17 protein-coding genes, 1 tRNA gene and 1 pseudogene are annotated in these 15,932 nt (G+C 72.9%); 11 read left to right on the forward strand and 8 right to left on the reverse strand.

Annotation, left to right across the window (positions count from 1 at the left end):
- The first annotated feature begins 49 nt into the window (after positions 1–49).
- The 3 genes from ACWD0Y_RS25265 (at position 50) to ACWD0Y_RS25275 (ending at position 1,467) form a co-directional block, all read left to right on the forward strand.
- Positions 50–682 (forward strand): hypothetical protein, encoded by a 633-nt coding sequence (locus tag ACWD0Y_RS25265; protein WP_450262600.1) that lies wholly within the window; start codon positions 50–52, stop codon positions 680–682.
- A 124-nt stretch (positions 683–806) separates the two neighbouring features.
- On the forward strand, positions 807–1,088 hold the full coding sequence (locus ACWD0Y_RS25270; RefSeq protein WP_450262601.1) for a hypothetical protein: 282 nt from the start codon (positions 807–809) through the stop codon (positions 1,086–1,088).
- Positions 1,089–1,191: 103 nt separating this feature from the next.
- On the forward strand, positions 1,192–1,467 hold the full coding sequence (locus tag ACWD0Y_RS25275) for a GlsB/YeaQ/YmgE family stress response membrane protein (RefSeq protein WP_450262602.1): 276 nt from the start codon (positions 1,192–1,194) through the stop codon (positions 1,465–1,467).
- A 66-nt stretch (positions 1,468–1,533) separates the two neighbouring features.
- On the opposite strand, the gene ACWD0Y_RS25280 is transcribed toward ACWD0Y_RS25275, so the two are convergent.
- Together ACWD0Y_RS25280 and ACWD0Y_RS25285 are read right to left on the reverse strand one after the other, a co-directional pair.
- Complete coding sequence (locus ACWD0Y_RS25280) at positions 1,534–1,962, reverse strand: DUF5709 domain-containing protein (RefSeq protein WP_450262603.1); 429 nt, start codon at positions 1,960–1,962, stop codon at positions 1,534–1,536.
- 178 nt (positions 1,963–2,140) lie between these two features.
- Positions 2,141–3,088: a glycosyltransferase family 2 protein gene (locus ACWD0Y_RS25285; protein ID WP_450262604.1), complete on the reverse strand. Its 948-nt coding sequence runs from the start codon at positions 3,086–3,088 to the stop codon at positions 2,141–2,143.
- A gap of 522 nt (positions 3,089–3,610) precedes the next feature.
- On the opposite strand from ACWD0Y_RS25285, the gene ACWD0Y_RS25290 reads away from it, so the two are divergent.
- Positions 3,611–4,096 (forward strand): excalibur calcium-binding protein, encoded by a 486-nt coding sequence (locus ACWD0Y_RS25290; RefSeq protein WP_450262605.1) that lies wholly within the window; start codon positions 3,611–3,613, stop codon positions 4,094–4,096.
- A gap of 512 nt (positions 4,097–4,608) precedes the next feature.
- Here ACWD0Y_RS25290 and ACWD0Y_RS25295 read toward each other — a convergent pair.
- From ACWD0Y_RS25295 to ACWD0Y_RS25305, 3 genes are all read right to left on the reverse strand, one after another.
- A complete protein-coding gene (locus ACWD0Y_RS25295; RefSeq protein WP_450262606.1) occupies positions 4,609–4,785 on the reverse strand; it encodes a hypothetical protein in 177 nt (58 codons plus the stop codon).
- 174 nt (positions 4,786–4,959) lie between these two features.
- On the reverse strand, positions 4,960–5,151 hold the full coding sequence (locus ACWD0Y_RS25300) for a DUF6381 family protein (RefSeq protein WP_344494135.1): 192 nt from the start codon (positions 5,149–5,151) through the stop codon (positions 4,960–4,962).
- A gap of 227 nt (positions 5,152–5,378) precedes the next feature.
- Positions 5,379–5,454 (reverse strand) — tRNA-Trp (locus tag ACWD0Y_RS25305).
- Between the two features lie 163 nt (positions 5,455–5,617).
- Here ACWD0Y_RS25305 and ACWD0Y_RS25310 point away from each other — a divergent pair.
- Both ACWD0Y_RS25310 and ACWD0Y_RS25315 read left to right on the forward strand, forming a co-directional pair.
- A complete protein-coding gene (locus ACWD0Y_RS25310) occupies positions 5,618–6,121 on the forward strand; it encodes a metallophosphoesterase family protein (protein ID WP_450262607.1) in 504 nt (167 codons plus the stop codon).
- A gap of 288 nt (positions 6,122–6,409) precedes the next feature.
- Positions 6,410–7,504, forward strand: a complete 1,095-nt coding sequence (locus ACWD0Y_RS25315; protein WP_450262608.1) for a sialidase family protein — start codon at positions 6,410–6,412, stop codon at positions 7,502–7,504.
- 37 nt (positions 7,505–7,541) lie between these two features.
- Here the strand turns inward: ACWD0Y_RS25315 and ACWD0Y_RS25320 are convergent, their stop codons facing one another.
- Positions 7,542–8,297 carry a ZIP family metal transporter gene (locus tag ACWD0Y_RS25320; protein WP_450262609.1) on the reverse strand — a complete coding sequence of 252 codons (756 nt, stop codon included), beginning with the start codon at positions 8,295–8,297 and terminating at the stop codon, positions 7,542–7,544.
- Positions 8,298–8,427: 130 nt separating this feature from the next.
- Between ACWD0Y_RS25320 and ACWD0Y_RS25325 the strand changes: the two genes are divergently transcribed.
- Complete coding sequence (locus ACWD0Y_RS25325; protein WP_450262610.1) at positions 8,428–8,922, forward strand: NUDIX domain-containing protein; 495 nt, start codon at positions 8,428–8,430, stop codon at positions 8,920–8,922.
- Between the two features lie 81 nt (positions 8,923–9,003).
- On the opposite strand, the gene ACWD0Y_RS25330 is transcribed toward ACWD0Y_RS25325, so the two are convergent.
- Positions 9,004–10,494, reverse strand: coding sequence for an FGGY family carbohydrate kinase (locus tag ACWD0Y_RS25330; RefSeq protein WP_450262611.1), 1,491 nt, complete (start codon positions 10,492–10,494; stop codon positions 9,004–9,006).
- On the reverse strand, positions 10,491–11,534 hold the full coding sequence (locus ACWD0Y_RS25335; protein WP_450262613.1) for a 2-hydroxyacid dehydrogenase: 1,044 nt from the start codon (positions 11,532–11,534) through the stop codon (positions 10,491–10,493). Before ACWD0Y_RS25335 ends, ACWD0Y_RS25330 begins: the two co-directional genes overlap by 4 nt.
- 161 nt (positions 11,535–11,695) lie before the next feature.
- Between ACWD0Y_RS25335 and ACWD0Y_RS25340 the strand changes: the two genes are divergently transcribed.
- The 4 genes and pseudogenes from ACWD0Y_RS25340 to ACWD0Y_RS25355 all read left to right on the forward strand — a co-directional run.
- Entirely contained in the window at positions 11,696–12,340 is a 645-nt protein-coding gene (locus ACWD0Y_RS25340) for a histidine phosphatase family protein (protein WP_450262614.1), read from the forward strand.
- Positions 12,337–13,110 (forward strand): DeoR/GlpR family DNA-binding transcription regulator, encoded by a 774-nt coding sequence (locus ACWD0Y_RS25345; protein ID WP_450262615.1) that lies wholly within the window; start codon positions 12,337–12,339, stop codon positions 13,108–13,110. The genes ACWD0Y_RS25340 and ACWD0Y_RS25345 overlap by 4 nt, the downstream gene beginning before the upstream one ends.
- Positions 13,111–13,221: 111 nt before the next feature.
- Complete coding sequence (locus ACWD0Y_RS25350; RefSeq protein WP_450262616.1) at positions 13,222–14,610, forward strand: MFS transporter; 1,389 nt, start codon at positions 13,222–13,224, stop codon at positions 14,608–14,610.
- A gap of 52 nt (positions 14,611–14,662) precedes the next feature.
- Positions 14,663–15,871 (forward strand): annotated as a pseudogene (locus tag ACWD0Y_RS25355) (FGGY-family carbohydrate kinase); the annotation flags it as partial.
- Between the last annotated feature and the right edge of the window lie 61 nt (positions 15,872–15,932).

Genomic DNA, 15,932 nt, shown 5'->3' on the forward strand with positions numbered 1-15,932 from the left:
ACTCCTGTGCGTCCCCCGGCGGTGACCGGTGGTGAAGGGACGGGGCCTGATGGCTCAGCCGGTGACAGAACCCCAGCGGGCGGCTCAGCGCCGCGTCGTCGGGGCCGTACGGACCTCGAGCGTGCTGACCGGTGGCGGGCTGGCGATGTGGCGGGAGCACGACGCCGGGGAGTGGACGGAGAGCGCGGCCGGGCTGTCGCAGGACTTGGACACCCTCGACGTACCGCACGAGACCGTGGCCGCCTTCCGGCCACCACGGGGGCGTGAGCCGCGGTGGCGCGAGGGCCGGGAAGTACGGGTCGCCTTCACCGAGCTGCGACGGCTGGTGCGGTGGGTGCCCTCGCTCCAGCAGCCGATCGACGAACTGCCCGCCCGGGCACCGGGATTCGCCTTCGCCTACCGCGAGCCGCGGGAGACGGGGGTGGCCGTGCTGACGCTCTCCTCGTTCGCTGCGGAATGGCCCGCCTGGACCGTGATCCAGGCCGCGGCGATGGGCCTGCTGTGCGCACGGTGCGGCTTCGACCTGCGTACGCGCGGGGCCGGCCGGCGGCCGGCGTACAACCTCCCCGGGCAGGCCGGGGCGCAACGCCTGGTGTGCGGCACGTGCTGCGACGACGGACGCGCGGAACTGGAACGCCTGGGCGCCGGAAGGACCGGCGGACGGTCCCTCGAAGGGGCCTGAGAGCGGCCTGCCGGCCCTCGGCGCTCCGTCACGCGCGTGATGCCGGACACCGGCCCGGGAGCCCGCGAAATCTCCGGGAAACCGTCGGCAGGCAGCCGCCCACCGACGTGGTTAGGGTGGAAATGTGAACGGCTACGCTGCGGTATTCGAGGTCGCCATCACCGCTCAACGCTCCCTCGGCGGTATGGGCGCAGTGGAAGACATCGGCGTCCTGCACGCCGCCGAGACCGACGCGAGCGGCCGGGCACCGGAGCGGCGGACTCTGTGCGGTCTGGACACCACGAACATGCAGCCGGCGCCGCTCGACCAACCGGCCACTCCGTGGGACACCTGGATGCCGCCTCTCCCCGGCCCCGCGGAGGCCTGCCGGGAGTGCGACCGGCTGGCCTCCGCGCCGCGCCCCTGAGACCCGGCCCGCCGGTGTCCACCGCGCGGTGTCCGCATATACGAAAACTCGCCCGAGGTCTACGCGCTCAGACGAGAACATCGTGCGAGACGAGGAGATACCCATGGGCATCATCGCCTGGATCGTCATCGGACTGCTCGCCGGCCTCATCGCCAAGGCACTGCTGCCGGGCAAGGACCCCGGGGGTTTCATCATCACCATACTCATCGGCATAGCCGGCGGGCTGCTGGGCGGCTGGCTCGGCAAGGTGATCTTCGGCGTCGACTCCATCGACGGCTTCTTCGAGCTGTCGACGTGGATCGCGGCCATCGTCGGATCGCTCATCCTCCTGGTGCTGTACCGCTTGATCACAGGGGGCCGGAACCGATCGCGCGCCTGATCCCTCACACGCCCGATCCGTCCGGTCCGCCCGGCCCGGAGGGGCTCCGCCGCCGAGCCTCTCCGGCTACAGCGCGTCGTCGTCCTCCGGGGAGTCGATGTGCATCGCGGCCTCCTCGGCCGGTCCCACGGCGCCGTCCGTGCCGGCGTCCTGACCCGGTACGCCGGTGTCGTGCCGCGGCGCCGCCCCCTCCAACAGCTCGCCCTCGCCCCCGGGCAGGTCATCGATCCGGTCGCCCGCCGGCGGCTGTACGTCGGGCACTTCCTCCGCCAGCCGCTGGTCGAGGGACTCGCCCTCTCGCTGCTCCTCGCCCGTGGTGCCGTGCTTGGTGGCTGCCATCGGCCGGTCGGGCGGGGAGTACCCCTCGACCTGCACCTCGTCGGCCTCCCGCTCTCCGAGAGCGTTCTCCATGTCGAGATCGTCGGTCGGCCGGTCGTCCGCACCTGAATTCGTGGGCTGGTAGACGTCGTCGCCTCGTGCTGTTTCGTCGGACATACGTCGATTCCTCTCTTGCGGAAGCGTTCCCGGAAAAGCTGGCACACAGGGCAGCGGGTCAAGCGCCCCTCGGAGTCGGCGTGTTTCTCCGCGTACCCGGCCGGATACACAACACACCACATTTCTCGCATTCCTCACTGAGCGGCACTCACAGCCCGGCGCTCTCATGCGTCGGCGCTCACCCCACGTATTTCCGCGCGGTGGAGGCCCGCTGCGCTTCCTCCAGCGCCCCCAGCCGCGCTTCCAGCTCGGGGGGCACCGGATCGCGTTGCCTGAGGACCCACGGCAGGCCCGCGGCGGCGTGGGCGAAAGCCCGCAGGGACGCCACGTCACGCGGGACTGTCCGCAGCAGGTAGCCGGTGCGGCGCAGGGCCGGGGCCAACGGACGGCGCAGCCAGGTGAACCACAGCGTGTTGCGCAGCCCCACGATCCGCCGCGCCGTACTGTCCCGCGCCGTGGAGGCGGCATGGTGGATCGTGAGCGCCGGAACGTAACTCAGCCACCAGCCCCGCCGCAGCAGGTCGGTGGCCAGCAGTTCCTCTTCGCCGCCGAACCACAGGCCCGGGTGGAATCCGCCCCCCGCGCGGAAGGCGTCCGTACGCATCACGGTCGCGGCGGCGAGGAACGAGCCCAGGGCGGGCCCCGGCAGCCATTCGGGGCCGGACAGCGGTGAATCGCGCAGGTCGGCGACGATGGGGTCTTCCTCGCCCGACGGCTCGACGACGATCCTGGCCGTGACCGCGGCCAGGAGCGGCCGTGCGTCGAGGACGTCTGCCGCGTGCCGCAGCGATCCCGGTTCCCACCACGTGTCGTCGTCGCAGAAGGCGACATAGGGAGTACGCACGTGGCGCACCGCCAGATTGCGGCCCAGCGCGCCCAGATTGCGCCCCGGCCGCAGCAGCACGACTTCGGGGAACCGCCGGTCGACGGCTTCGGCCGTGCCGTCGTCCGACGCGTTGTCCGTGACGATCACCAGCGGCCGCTCCGGCAGCTCGCGCAGCATCCCCAGTGTCCGGAGAAGCTCGGCGCGGCGGTCCTTGGTGATCACCACGACGGTGGTACGGCCGTCCGGGGCGCTCTGGACCGCCCGGCCCGGGGCGGGCGTCTCGAGAGGACGTTCCGGCATCCCTGCTGCTCCCTTGTTCATCCGGGCGCCTCGGCGGCGGCAGTGGTGGCGGGCGGAGGCCGTCCGCGGTCGGTCGGCTGATGACGTGCGGCAGGTACGGGGCGAGGCCATGACTTCCGGAGCAGCCGGGGCCGCTCCGGGACTGCCTGTCCGTACCGGGTGCCGCCCCGGTCCACCTGGCCGGCCATGCCTCATCCGGCCCGTACGGTGTGCGGCCGCCCCATGGCCCGGCGGTCCGGTCCCTGAGCTCCATCGTCCGTCAGCTCCCCGGGTCTCGCAGTGAAGTACCGGTGTCCCGTTCCCCTGCTGCCCGGAGCCATGCGGATCGCATCATGGCCCGGGGCCCGCCCGGTCACCCGCCCGCCCGGTCACCCGCCCGCCCCGCCACGTCGACGTGGTGATCACTTACTCGGGGCGATCGGCGACTGCTGCCCGTCTCCCGTCCGTCTCCCGGCCGCCGGCTCCCGGCTGTGGAAGATCCCTGCCCTGGCCAACCAACATCACCGTACTTACGGTCGAGAAATGAACCTTCGCACAGCTGCGGCCGCCCTGGTACTGGCTGTCGCCGCCTCCGTACAGCTGTCCGGCGTTTCGCAGGCACAGGTCGACCTCGACTGTCGCGACTTCGCTTTCCAGGAAGAGGCACAGGCCGAGTTCGACCGGGACCCGAGTGATCCGAACCGTCTGGACGAGGACCAGGGGCCGGACGACGGCATAGCCTGCGAGGCCCTGCCCAGCAGGGACAGCGTCGGCACGGCCACCGCCGCGCCGCTTCCTCCCACCGCGTCCCTTCCTCCCACCGCGTCCCTTTCTCCCACGGCGCCCGGGCAGGTGACCGCGGTCCCGACCCCGACCCGTGGGGTCGACGCCGGCACCGGCGGTACCGCGGGTGGCAGCGGCGGCGCCGAGACCGCGTACGGCCTCGGCCTGACAGCCGGAGCCGCCGCTCTGACCGCGGTTTGCGTAGTGGCCAGGCGCCGCAGGCACGCCAAGCGGCCGGCGGAGTAGCCGCCACCGGCCCGCCGTCATGGACGACGGCGGGCCCGCCGTCCATGGTCCCGTCCGGGCCCGGCGCGGCCCGGACTGCGGAATGGAACGGTTCGGCCCGCGGCCGGCAGCAGTACGCCTCGTACGACGGTCGCGCCGACGAGGACGGCCACGGCCATTCCCGTACCCGGCATCTCGTACTCGATGGCGGGCAGCGTCACGAAGACAGGGAGCCGGAGGACGGCGATGCCGTGGCGGACGGACGCCGGGACCGGCTTGATTTTGGCCGGCGCGAGCTGCTCTCCTCCGCGTGGGGAAGCGTTCCGGTGAAGGCTCGCCCGCAGGCGGGTCGATGCGGCTTTTTTCCCTTGCTGGGACGTCGAGTTGCCGCTCGACGTCCCAGATCGCGTGGTGTGCCGGATCTCTGTGGTGTCTACGGGGACGGCTCTCCTGCCCGGCTCCTGCCCCGCCGTCCCTGGAGGGGCCCTTCTCGTCGCTCAGTGGCCGTACCGCGGTGACGATGCCCTCCGGAGTCAGACGGACCTGAAGAAGCGCACGGCCGGTACCCAGCTCGCGCGCGAGTCTGCTGACGTAGCGGTGATGTAGTTGCGCCCGCCTGCGAGGGCGGCGGCGACCCGCAGCCGGTGCGGGTCGGAGAGCGTCGCGAGCACCCGCACCAGGTCGTCACCGGTCACTGCCGGGCCGGTCATTGCCGCGTCCTGCACAGGCAAAGAAAGATCAGCAGGTGCCAAATGAGCGCGTGCGCTTTCGGGCAACTCCCGCTGGGTGCTTCGTGGCCGGCGGCCCCACAACGTGACCGGCCGGTGGCCTCGCGCACGCCTGGAGCGTGGGGGCAGCCACCGGCCGGTGTTCACGCAAGGGCGCTACTGCGGGGGGTAGATGTCCCCGCCGCCCATGCTGCTCGCCTGCTCGCTCTGTTCCTTGAGGCGGCGGGCCTTGTCCTTCAGCCGCTGACGCTGCTCCGGGTCAGTGGCACGCTCCGCGGCCTGCTCCACTTCCTGCGCCATCTGACGCAGCTGCTGGGCACGACCGCCGGACTCACCTGCAACGCTCATGATCACTCCTCGGGTGAAGGGAAGAGCGGGCGGCACTAGCGAAGCAGGACGCGCGCACCGGCGCATTCCGAACGGTCACCCACCGCTATCCGCGCAGGCCAGAGGCGGTGTCTCCCAAGGAGCCCGGTGAAGGGCGAAGCGAGCCGCGTCGGCACGTCCGTGCGCCGCGGGCGGGGGGAGGGGAGGCTTCCGTGGCCCACGTCCGGAGTCCGTGGGCCACGTGCCGGTGGCAGGGGCGGCAGGGGTCGAACCTGCGGCATCCGGTTTTGGAGACCGGCGCTCTGGCCTCTGAGCTACGCCCCTTCGACGCGCATCAGCTTCGCACTCCCGAGGCGGGAGAGGCGAGTCATTTTCCCGTGTCCCGCACTCGTCTTGACGGACGGTCACCCGATCGCAGGAAGCCGGTGTACGAGCGCCCGCGCCGGCATCCGCGCCGGGGACGGCCGACGCGCCTACGGTGGTGTACGTGCGCCTGCTGCTGACCTCCGACACCCATCTGCCCACACGCGCCCGGGAGCTGCCCGCCGAGCTCCTCGCGCGGGCGCAGGAAGCCGACGTCGTGATCCATGCCGGCGACTGGGTGGACACGGCCGCCCTCGACCTGCTCGACGCGCACGCACGGCTCCTCATCGGGGTGTACGGCAACAACGACGGTCCCGAGCTGCGGGCACGGTTGCCCGAGGTGGCGCGGGCCGAGCTCGGCGGGCTGCGCTTCGGCGTCGTGCACGAGACCGGAGCCGCCCGGGGGCGGGAGCTCAGGTGCGCGGAGCGCTTCCCCGATCTGGACGTCCTGGTCTTCGGCCACAGCCACATTCCGTGGGACACGACCGCTCCCGGCGGGCTGCGGCTGCTGAACCCGGGCTCACCGACCGACCGGCGGCGACAGCCCCACTGCACCTGCATGACCGCCGTCGTCGAGGACGGACGGCTGAGCGAGGTCCGCCTGCACCGCCTCCCCCGCCGCCGCTGACGTCCCGGGCTGCGTCGTGGCCCCGCCGCCGCGTCCGCCGCCACCGGACTGTCCGGCCACCTCCTTCCGCGGGCGTGGCGCTCGCGGGCACAGGCGTTTCCTGCCGTTACGTTCCTTCCGGCGGGCGGGATGAAGCCTGGAACACCACACCGGACGAGAGACGCGATGAGACTCCGTGCCACTGCCAGTCGGCGACTGGCCCTTCTGCTGACACTGGTCGCCGGGCTGGGAGTCACCCGGGCTCCGGCGCCCGCGGCACACGAGCCACCGGAGCCGTGCGCCGCTTCCGTGCCCTACCGGTCGGGGGCGTCCGGATACCACACCTTCCGCATCCCGGCCGCGCTCCACGTGCCCGGCGGTGCGCTGCTCGCCTTCGCCGAGGGCCGGCGGAACTCCTCCGCCGACGACGGCGACATCGATCTGGTCCTGCGGCGCTCACTCGACGGCGGATGCACCTGGCAGCCGATGCAGTTGGTCGCCGACGCCGGGAAGGACACGGTCGGCAACCCCGTTCCGGTGATCGACCCCCGTACCGGAGACATCGTGCTGCTGACCTGCCGGACGATCGGCGGTGTCACGAAGCGGCAGGTGATGTCCGGGAAGGCCGCCGCCTCGGTGCGCCGCGTGTACGTCCAGCGGAGTACCGACGGCGGCAGGACCTGGTCCGCGCAACGGGACATCACCGGATCGGTCAAGTCCGCGGACTGGCGCTGGTACGCCGTCGGCCCCGGCCATGCGGTCGCCCTGCGGCACGGAAGCCACCGGGGCCGGCTGCTGGTGCCCGCGAACCACAGTTCGGGCACGACAGGACTCAGCGGCGCGCACTCGCTCTACAGCGACGACGGCGGGCACACCTGGCGCATCGGGTACGTGAGCGGGTCGGTCAGCGGCCCGCTCTCGCTCAACGAGAGCACGCTGGCCGAGCTCCCGGACGGCACGGTCTACATCAACGCCCGCGACCACGACCGGACGGCCGAGGGAACCCGTGCGGACGCCTACAGCGCCGACGGCGGTCTCACCCTGTCCGTTCCCTTCCGGCCGCAGCCCCGGCTGACGGGGCCGACGGTCCAGGGCAGCGTGCTTCAGGTCTTTGGCCGGCCGTGGAAGAAGGGGCCGTTGCTGTACTCCGGGCCGTCCCACCCGGACAGGCGGCTCCGGATGCAGGTGCGTGCCAGCGACGACGGCGGACGGTCGTGGCGGCCGGTGTGGTCGGTCTCGAAGGACCCGGCCGGCTACTCGGACCTGGTGCAGACGGGTGCTTCCGCCGTCGGCCTGCTCTACGAGACGGGACCGCTGTCCTCCCACGACACCATCCGCTTCACACCACTGCCCCCGGAGCACACCGCCGCGTGGCGTGACGGCGGACGGCCGTCCGGGGGGTGAAAGGACGAGGGCGCAGGGGCCGGTGGCCCGGATCCCGTCATGCGTGGGACAGCGCGAAGGACACCAGGAACCCGCTGACGGTGATCAGGCCGATCGCCAGATGGGCGTCCTCGAAGGCCTCCGGGATCATGGTGTCGGCGATCATCGCCAGGATCGCGCCGGCCGCCACTGCCGTCACCGCCGCCACCACACCGGTCGGCAGCCCGCCGACCACGGCGTAGCCGAGCACCGCGGAGACCGTGCTGGCGGCGGCGATCGCGCCCCAGATGCCGAAGACGTACTTCTTGCCGCGGCCGGCCTTGCGCATCCCCGCAGAACTCGAAAGGCCCTCGGGCACGTTGCTGATGAACACCGCTGCCACCGTCACCACGCTGACGGCCCCGCCGTCGACCAGGCTGACGCCGATCACCGCCGACTCCGGCACACCGTCCAGCAGGGCGCCCAGCGCCAGGGCCAGGCCGGAACCGGCCTGCTGGGACTCCGACGGCTGAGACCGCCGGTGCCCGGACCGCTTGCGGTGCCGGGCACCCCGGCGCGCCAGCCACACGTTTCCCGCCGTGTAGGCCACCGCCCCGCCCACCGTCCCGAGCGCCGCCGGGACCAGCCCTGCCTGGTCGTAGGCCTCCTGGACCAGCTCGAAGGACACCGCGGACAGAAGCACCCCCGCGCCGAACGCCATGACCGACGCCACCACCCACTGCGGGACCCGCACCCCGTACCCGAACACCGCTCCGAGCAGAAGAGCCGACCCGGCCACCAGCCCCCACATTCCTGCCTGCACCACTTCGCTCATGCCCCCCGTGTACCCCACAAGCCCACCTGAACAGCCGGAACGCGGTGCCGCGCACACCAACGGACCCGCCCGCCCGGGGACCGGCCTTTCCCGTTGGCGTCGCACCGCCCCGGCACGCAGACTTGACGGCATGTCGGGCAAGCGAAGCGCGGGGCTCCTCCTGTTCCGGCCCTCGGGAACGGGGGTCGAGGTGCTCATCGGTCACATGGGCGGCCCGTTCTGGAGCGGCCGTGACACCGGGGCCTGGTCGATCCCCAAGGGCGAGTACGAACCGGACGAGACGCCCGAGGCGGCCGCTCGCCGGGAGTTCACGGAGGAGCTCGGCCTGCCGGTGCCCGACGGTGAACTGGTGCCTCTCGGAGAGTCCCGCCAGGCGAGCGGCAAGATCGTCACGGTCTGGGCGATCGAGGCGGACCTCGACCCCGCCCTGGCGGTCTTCGGGACGTTCACCATGGAGTGGCCGAGGGGGTCCGGTGTCCGGCGCGAGTTCCCCGAGATCGACCGGGCCGCGTGGTGCACGCCCGAGAGCGCCCACGACCGGCTCGTGACCGGCCAGCGCGTCTTCCTCGACCGGCTCGCCCAGTACCTGCGGGACAGCCGTCCGCCGTCGCCGCCGGGCCGCTGACCGCGCCGGCGCCGACTGCGCGGACCGGCCCCGGTCACCGGCCTCCGCCGGGCGGGAGCGTGACGGTGACGGCGTTCCCGGTCACCGGGCCGGCCGGGCCCCGGGCCGGTGCGCGTGCGGGGCCGCCTCGCCCCACTGGGCGCGTGCCCCGTCGAGCGCGGAGCGGTAGGCGGCGTAGCCGTCCTCGTACACGGCGCGTGACGCCCGGCGCGGCTCCACGGTGCGAAACGACTGCGGCTTCGTCTCCGGGCCTTCGCCGAGGAAGCGGCGTGCCACCCGTACGGCGCCGAGCGCGCCCACCTCGTTCTCCTGCGGGATGCGGACCGGACGCCCCAGGATGTCGGCGAAGAGGCGCGCCCACGGGCCGGAGCGGGTGCCGCCGCCGCAGGCCGCGAGGGTGCCGGTGAGACCGGCGGCCTCCAGGCAGTGGCGGGCGGCGTAACCGATGGCCTCGCACATGGCACGTACGGCGTCGGCGCGGGTGTGCGCGAGCGTGAGTCCGTCGAAGCGGCCCCTGGCCGCCGGGTCCACGAAGGGGGCGCGCTCGCCCGCGTCGGAGAGGAACGGAAGCGCGGTGACGCCCTTCGCACCCGGCGGGCTGTCGGCGAGCAGCCGGTCGAGGTCGGCCGTGGTGGCGCCGGTGAGGGCGAGGAACCATTCGAGGGCGGCGGTGCCGACCATCGCGGGCATCGCCCGCAGCCAGCGGCCGGGATCCGGGGTGCAGAGCCACATGCCGGCCGGTTCGGCGGAGCCGTCCGTCCGGACGTGGTCGGTGAGGACCTGGCAGGCGAGGGTGGTGCCGACGATCAGCAGTCCGTCGCCCACGTCGCGTACGCCGCTGCCTGTCGCGCAGGCCGGCAGGTCGTACGGCCCCGCGGTGAGCGGCAGCCCGGCGGGCAGCCCCAGCAGACCGGCGCCGTGGGCGTCGAGGGCCAGGACGGTTCCGGGCGCGGCGGGGGCGGGCAGCAGGTGCGCCTGGTCCTCCAGTCCGCAGGCGGCGAGCGCCTTGGGCGCGTACGTGCGGCTCACCGGGTCGAGGAAGGGCAGGGTGGCGTCGGAGGCGTCCACGCTGACGCGGCCGGTGAGGCGCTGGGCGACGGCGTCCACGCAGTAACCGGCGGTGGCCGCGCGGCGGAGGGTCTGCGGTTCGTGTTCCCGGAGGTGGGCGAGGAGCGGGGCGTGGCAGCCGGGGAACATGCCGGAGCCGGTGTGCCCGTACACCTCCTGGACCGTGCCGTTCTCCAGCCAGCGCGCGACGAGGTCCGAGGCGCGGCCGTCCATCCAGGAGATGGCGGGCCGGACCGCGCGGCCGTCCGCGTCGCGCAGCCACAGCCCGTCGCCCTGGCCGGTGAGGGCGAGCGCGGCGGGCGGTCCGGCGAGTGCGGCGGCGGTTTCCCGTACGACTTCGGTGACCGTACGGACGACGTCGTCGAGGTCCTGCTCGACGCGGCCGCCGGACAGGCGCACCACGCTGCTGCGGCGGGCAGCCGAGGCCAGTGGGGTGTTCTCGCTGTCGAAGGCGACGGCTTTGGTGACGGAGGTGCCGATGTCGACGCCGATGATCACGCTCATGGGCGCGCGGCCTCCTGGACCTCGGGATTGGCCGGGTGGGCGAGCTTCTCTCCGCGTACGAAGCGGCCGGCCTCTGCGGCGGTGATGGCGGCGGCGCGGTGCGCGGTCTGCCGGGTGGCGCCGGCCAGGTGCGGGGCGGTGACGACGTTCGGGGCGTCGTGCAACGGCCAGTCGGCGGGCGGCGGTTCGATGTCGTAGACGTCGAGGGCGAGAGCGCCGAGGCGGCCGCTCCTCAGCAGCTCCGGCAGTGGGGCGTAGTCGAGGAGGCCGCCGCGGGCGGAGTTGACCAGCACCGCGCCTTCGGGGAGCAGGCCGAGTTTGGCGGCGTCGATGAGGTGGTGGGTCTCGGGGGTGAGGCGGGCGTGCAGGCTCACCACGCTGCTGCGGCGCAGGAGTTCGTCGAGCTCGACCGGTTCCACGCCCTCCGCGCGGGCGGCCGCCGGGTCGGTGTAGGGGTCGGCGACCAGGACGTGGGAGCCGAAGGCGCGCAGGACGCGGGCGACGATGCGGCCGATGGCGCCGTAGCCGACGAGCCCGACGGTGGCGCCGTCGAGTTCGATGCCCCCCTCGTCGTACGCGTAGAAGTCGCCGCGCCACTTTCCGTGCTTGAGTTCGGCGTCGGCGGTGGTGATGCGGCGCATGGCGGTGAGCATCAGGCCGATGGCGAACTCGGCGGCGGCGGGGGCGTTGCGGCCGGGGGCGAAGGAGACGGCGACGCCGTGGCGGGTGGCGGCGGCGAGGTCGACGTTGACCGGGCCGCCGCGGGAGACGGCGACCATGCGCAGGTCCGGGCAGGCCGTGAAGACCTTCTCGGTGAAGGGCGCCATCTGGGTCACGCAGATCTCGGCGCCGTCCAGCGCCTCGGCCATCTGTTCCTCCGTGCCGCTCGCCTCCTGGACGTCCCCGACCGGGCCGAAGGGCTCGTGCGGCCAGGGCAGGGTGAGTTCGGTGATCTCCGGGGCGGATCCGAGCTCCTCGCGCAGGGCGGCGCACAGGAGGTCGGGGCGTACGAAATGATCGCCGGCGGCGAGGATGCGCATGGGGCGGGCCCTTCTCGGGGGTCGCGGTGGCGCCGGGCTCCAGCAGTGCCGCAGCGCAACTAACACTGGCGCTGATAGATTTAACATCATTGCTTTGAAGAAGCAATGCTCCACCGGCACGGCCCCGGTCCGCGCCGGCCGCTCGCGAGGGAGAGATTCCGATGACGTCCCGACTGCTGCTCGTACGGCACGGAGAGACCGAATGGCACGCGGAGAACCGGTACGCCGGCATCTCCGACGTCGCGCTGACCGAGAAGGGGCTGCGGCAGGCGGAGGAGCTCGGGAACTGGGCGAAGCGGCGCGGCGTCGACGCCGTGGCCTGCTCGCCGGTCAGCCGCGCCCGGCTGACCGCCCGGCCGGCCGCCGAGGTTCTCGGTGTGGAGCCGGAGGTCGTCGAGGGGCTGCGCGAAGTGGACTTCGGCTGGGGAGAGGGCCGCACCATCGCGGAGATGGCGGCCGAGGACCCCGAGGCCGTACGGCGCTTCCTCGAGGACGCCGAGCTCGGCGCCTTCGCCGGATCGGAGCCGCCGTCCGAGGCCGCGGCCCGCGCCTCGGTCGCGCTGCGCGGCCTCGCACGCAAGCACCCGGGCGGCACGGTCCTGGTGGTGGCGCACAACACGCTGCTGCGCATGGCGCTGTGCGCGATGCTCTCCATCCCGGTCGGCCGCTACCGCCTGGTGTTCCCCCGGCTGGACAACGCGGCCGTGACCGAGATCGAGGTGACGGACACCCACACCGCCCTGCGGTCGCTCAACGTCCCCACCTGGGCGCCCCTGCCCGGTGGTACGCGAAACTTGGACACATGACGACGACCGGCGCCGAAGCCCGCAGGCAGATCATCACCGAGCACGTACTGGAACACGGGACGGCGAGCGGGGCCGAGCTCGCGGAGCTCACCCGCGTGAGCCTGATGACGGTGCACCGGGACCTGGACGAGCTGGCCAGGCGCGGGGTGCTGCGCCGTTTCCGGGGCGGGGTCTCCGCGCTGCCGTCGACGGTCTTCGAGTCGAATCTCGACTACCGGCTCGGCGTCAACACGGCCGAGAAGGAGGCCATCGCGAGGACCGCCGCCGACCTGGTCGAGCCAGGCATGTCGGTGATGCTGGACGACTCCACGACCGCGCTCGCGCTGGCCCGGCTGCTGGTGGACCACGCCCCGCTGACCGTGGTGACCAATGCCCGGCGGGTCATCGACCTGTTCGTCGGCCGGGAGGACATACGCCTGATCTCGCTGGGCGGGGAGTACTCGCACCCCCACGACTCCTTCCTGGGCGTGCCCTGCCTGGAGGCCATAGAGGCGCTCTCGGTGGACATGGTGCTGGTCTCCACCTCGGCGATGGACGCCCGGATGACGTACCACCAGGAGCAGGACGTGGTGCTGGTCAAGCGGGCGATGCTGGCCTCGGGCACCCGCAAGGTACTGCTGATGGACCGCACGAAGCTGGCCAGGACCGCGCTGCACCGGCTCGGCCCGCTCGACGACTTCCACCACCTGGTGGTGGACGACGGGGTGGACGGGGACCTGCTGGCCGCACTGAAGGAACGTACGGACGTCCGAGTCGCGCCCACCGGCTGACGACAAGGCTTCTTAAAATATTGCGTGTTAATTTCACAGGGGTCATGATGCATTCCCGTCGCGGCTGTACGTCCGCGGGCCCATCGGCACCTCACTGTGGAGGCACGAGCAATGAGCAGCACCGCCGCGTCCGCCGGACGTACCCCGCCCGCCGGACGCACCCCGCCCGCCGGACGCACCCCGCCCGCCGCAGGACGCACGGAGACGGTCTGGGACCGCATCGGCATCCCCCGGCCTCTCCTCTTCGGCTTCGTCGGTGTCCTGATCTTCATGATCGGCGACGGGATCGAGTCCGGCTTCATCGCACCGTTCATCGAGGGCAACGGCGCCGGCAGCGAGGTCCGGGCGAGCTATGTGATCACTGCGTACGGCGTCACGGTCATGCTCGCCTCCTGGCTGTCGGGCGCCCTGTCCGAACTGTGGGGCCCGCGGCGGGTGATGCAGCTGGGACTCGCCATCTGGATCGTCTTCGACATCCTCTTCCTCGCCCTCGGCGCCGCCCAGGACAACTACGCGCTGATGCTGGTCTTCTACGGCCTGCGCGGCTTCGGCTATCCGCTCTTCGCCTTCTCGTTCCTCGTGTGGGTCACGGCCACCGCCCCGGTGGCCCGGCTCGGCGCGGCCGTCGGCTGGTTCTACTTCGCCTTCACCGGCGGACTGCCCACACTCGGCTCGCTCACCGCGTCCGTCACCAACCCGCTCTTCGGGAAGTTCGGCACGCTGTGGGTCGCGCTCGCCCTGATCGCGATCGGCGGCGCCTTCTGCCTCCTCGGCGTACGCGAAAGGACCGGGTACTCCCGGCTCGCGCCACCCGGGGTGAAGCCGGTCCAGTCGCTGGCCCGCAGCCTGTCCATCGCCTGGACCAACCCGAAAGTCGCCGTCGGCTGCGTCGTGCGCGTCATCAACACCGCCCCGCAGTTCGGCCTCTGGGTGATCCTCCCGGCGTTCTTCACCGACGAGATGGGCTTCACCGACGGCGACTGGCTGCGTCTGCTGTCGATCATGTTCGCCACCAACATCTTCTTCAACCTGCTCTTCGGAGTGGTCAGCGACCGGATCGGCTGGCGCACCACGATCGGCTGGTTCGGCGCGGTCGGCTGCGCGCTGAGCGTCCTTGCCCTGTACTTCGTGCCCAAGCTGCTGACCGACAACTACTGGGTCGCGGTCGGTGTCGGCATGGTGTACGGCGCCACGCTCGCCGGGTTCGTACCGATCTCCGCGCTGATGCCGTCCCTGGCCCCCGAGAACAAGGGGGGCGCGATGGCGCTCCTCAACCTCGGCGCGGGCGGCGCGGCCTTCGTGGGGCCCGCGATCGTCTCGCTGTTCCTCGGCCCGCTGGGCCGGGACGGCGTCGTACTGATCTTCGCCGGCCTGTACGTCGTGGCCGCCGTGCTGACGCTCTTCCTGAAGCTGCCGAGGGCGTCGGAGGAGGCCATCGTGCAGGGCAAGTCCCTCCAGGAGGCCGCCACCGAACCGGTCGCCGCCCGCGCCACCACCTGACCCCGCACCCGCGTACACGCATGCACGCGTACCCGAAAGGACCGGCCCGCCCATGAGCAGCACCGCCGACGCACCCCGCTCCCCCGCCCCCGTCGTGGCCGGCATCGATGTGGCCACCGCCGCGGTGAGAGTGGTGTGCGCCGACGCCCGGGGACGGGTCCTCGCCGAGGGGCGGGCTCCGCTGCCCCAGCCGGTACGCGGTGCGGGCGGCCACAGCGAGCAGGACGCCCGCGCCTGGTGGCCCGCGACCGCCGCCGCCCTGCGGCAGGCCACGGCCGCGCTGCCCGGCGGCGGCCGGGAGGTCCTGGCGGTGGCCGTGTCCGCCACCTCCGGGACGCTGGTCCTGGCGGACGCGGACGGGGAGCCCGTGGGCCCGGCCCTGATGTACGACGACCGGCGGGCCGCCGGCCTCAACGCCAAGGCGCAGGGGCTGGGCGCGCCGCGGTGGCGGGCCCTGGGCCTGACCGTCGGCCCGACGGCCGCGCTCGGGAAGCTCGTCTGGTACGCGAACCGCTCCCGCCCCGGCCGGCTCCTCCTGCACACCCCGGACCTGCTCGGCCGCCGGCTGACCGGGCACCCGGTGGCCACCGACTGGAGCCACGCGCTCAAGACCGGCTACGACCCGCGCGCGGGCGAGTGGGCCACCGAGGTGTTCGACGCCTTCGGCGTCCCCTCCGGCCTCCTGCCCGCCGTGCGGGCCCCCGGCACGGAGGCCGGCACGGTCTCGGCGCGGGCGGCGGCCGAGACCGGCCTGCCCGCCGGCTGCCGGGTCCGCCTCGGCATGACGGACGGGTGCGCGGGCCAGATCGCCACGGGCGCCGTGGAGCCGGGACAGTTCGTGGGCGTACTGGGGACGACGTACGTGCTCAAGGGCGTCACCCGAGAGCTGGTCACCGACCCGGCGGGCGCCCTCTACAGCCACCGCCACCCCGACGGCTGGTGGCTGCCGGGCGGCGCCTCGAACACCGGTGGCGAAGCGCTCGCCGCGGTGGACCCGGCCCGCCTGCCCGGCCTGGACGCGGCGGCGGACGTCCGTGGTCCGGCTTCGTACCTGGAGTACCCGCTGCGCCGTGAGGGCGAGCGGTTCCCGTTCGTCTGCGGCGAGGCGCGCGGTTTTCGTACCGGTACGCCGCAGGACGAGGCGGACCGGCACCGGGCGACGCTGGAGGGCGTGGCCTTCCTGGAGCGCCTCGCCCTGGAACACGTCCAGGCGCTGGGCGTCGAGGTGCGGGGGCGGTGCGCGGCGGGGTGCGGTAGGAGTGGGCCCGGGTGATCAGTACGTCTCCGGCCGCCGACTCGGCGGCCGGCGCGAAGCCCATCGT

The organism is Streptomyces altiplanensis (assembly GCF_053591575.1).

Coding starts and splice junctions, on each gene's coding strand:
- ACWD0Y_RS25265 (WP_450262600.1), top strand. CDS start 50: ATGGCTCAGCCGGTGACAGAACCCCAGCGGGCGGCTCAGCGCCGCGTC.
- ACWD0Y_RS25275 (WP_450262602.1), top strand. CDS start 1,192: ATGGGCATCATCGCCTGGATCGTCATCGGACTGCTCGCCGGCCTCATC.
- ACWD0Y_RS25280 (WP_450262603.1), bottom strand. CDS start 1,962: ATGTCCGACGAAACAGCACGAGGCGACGACGTCTACCAGCCCACGAAT.
- ACWD0Y_RS25285 (WP_450262604.1), bottom strand. CDS start 3,088: ATGCCGGAACGTCCTCTCGAGACGCCCGCCCCGGGCCGGGCGGTCCAG.
- ACWD0Y_RS25290 (WP_450262605.1), top strand. CDS start 3,611: ATGAACCTTCGCACAGCTGCGGCCGCCCTGGTACTGGCTGTCGCCGCC.
- ACWD0Y_RS25295 (WP_450262606.1), bottom strand. CDS start 4,785: ATGACCGGCCCGGCAGTGACCGGTGACGACCTGGTGCGGGTGCTCGCG.
- ACWD0Y_RS25300 (WP_344494135.1), bottom strand. CDS start 5,151: ATGAGCGTTGCAGGTGAGTCCGGCGGTCGTGCCCAGCAGCTGCGTCAG.
- ACWD0Y_RS25320 (WP_450262609.1), bottom strand. CDS start 8,297: ATGAGCGAAGTGGTGCAGGCAGGAATGTGGGGGCTGGTGGCCGGGTCG.
- ACWD0Y_RS25325 (WP_450262610.1), top strand. CDS start 8,428: ATGTCGGGCAAGCGAAGCGCGGGGCTCCTCCTGTTCCGGCCCTCGGGA.
- ACWD0Y_RS25330 (WP_450262611.1), bottom strand. CDS start 10,494: ATGAGCGTGATCATCGGCGTCGACATCGGCACCTCCGTCACCAAAGCC.
- ACWD0Y_RS25335 (WP_450262613.1), bottom strand. CDS start 11,534: ATGCGCATCCTCGCCGCCGGCGATCATTTCGTACGCCCCGACCTCCTG.
- ACWD0Y_RS25340 (WP_450262614.1), top strand. CDS start 11,696: ATGACGTCCCGACTGCTGCTCGTACGGCACGGAGAGACCGAATGGCAC.
- ACWD0Y_RS25345 (WP_450262615.1), top strand. CDS start 12,337: ATGACGACGACCGGCGCCGAAGCCCGCAGGCAGATCATCACCGAGCAC.
- ACWD0Y_RS25350 (WP_450262616.1), top strand. CDS start 13,222: ATGAGCAGCACCGCCGCGTCCGCCGGACGTACCCCGCCCGCCGGACGC.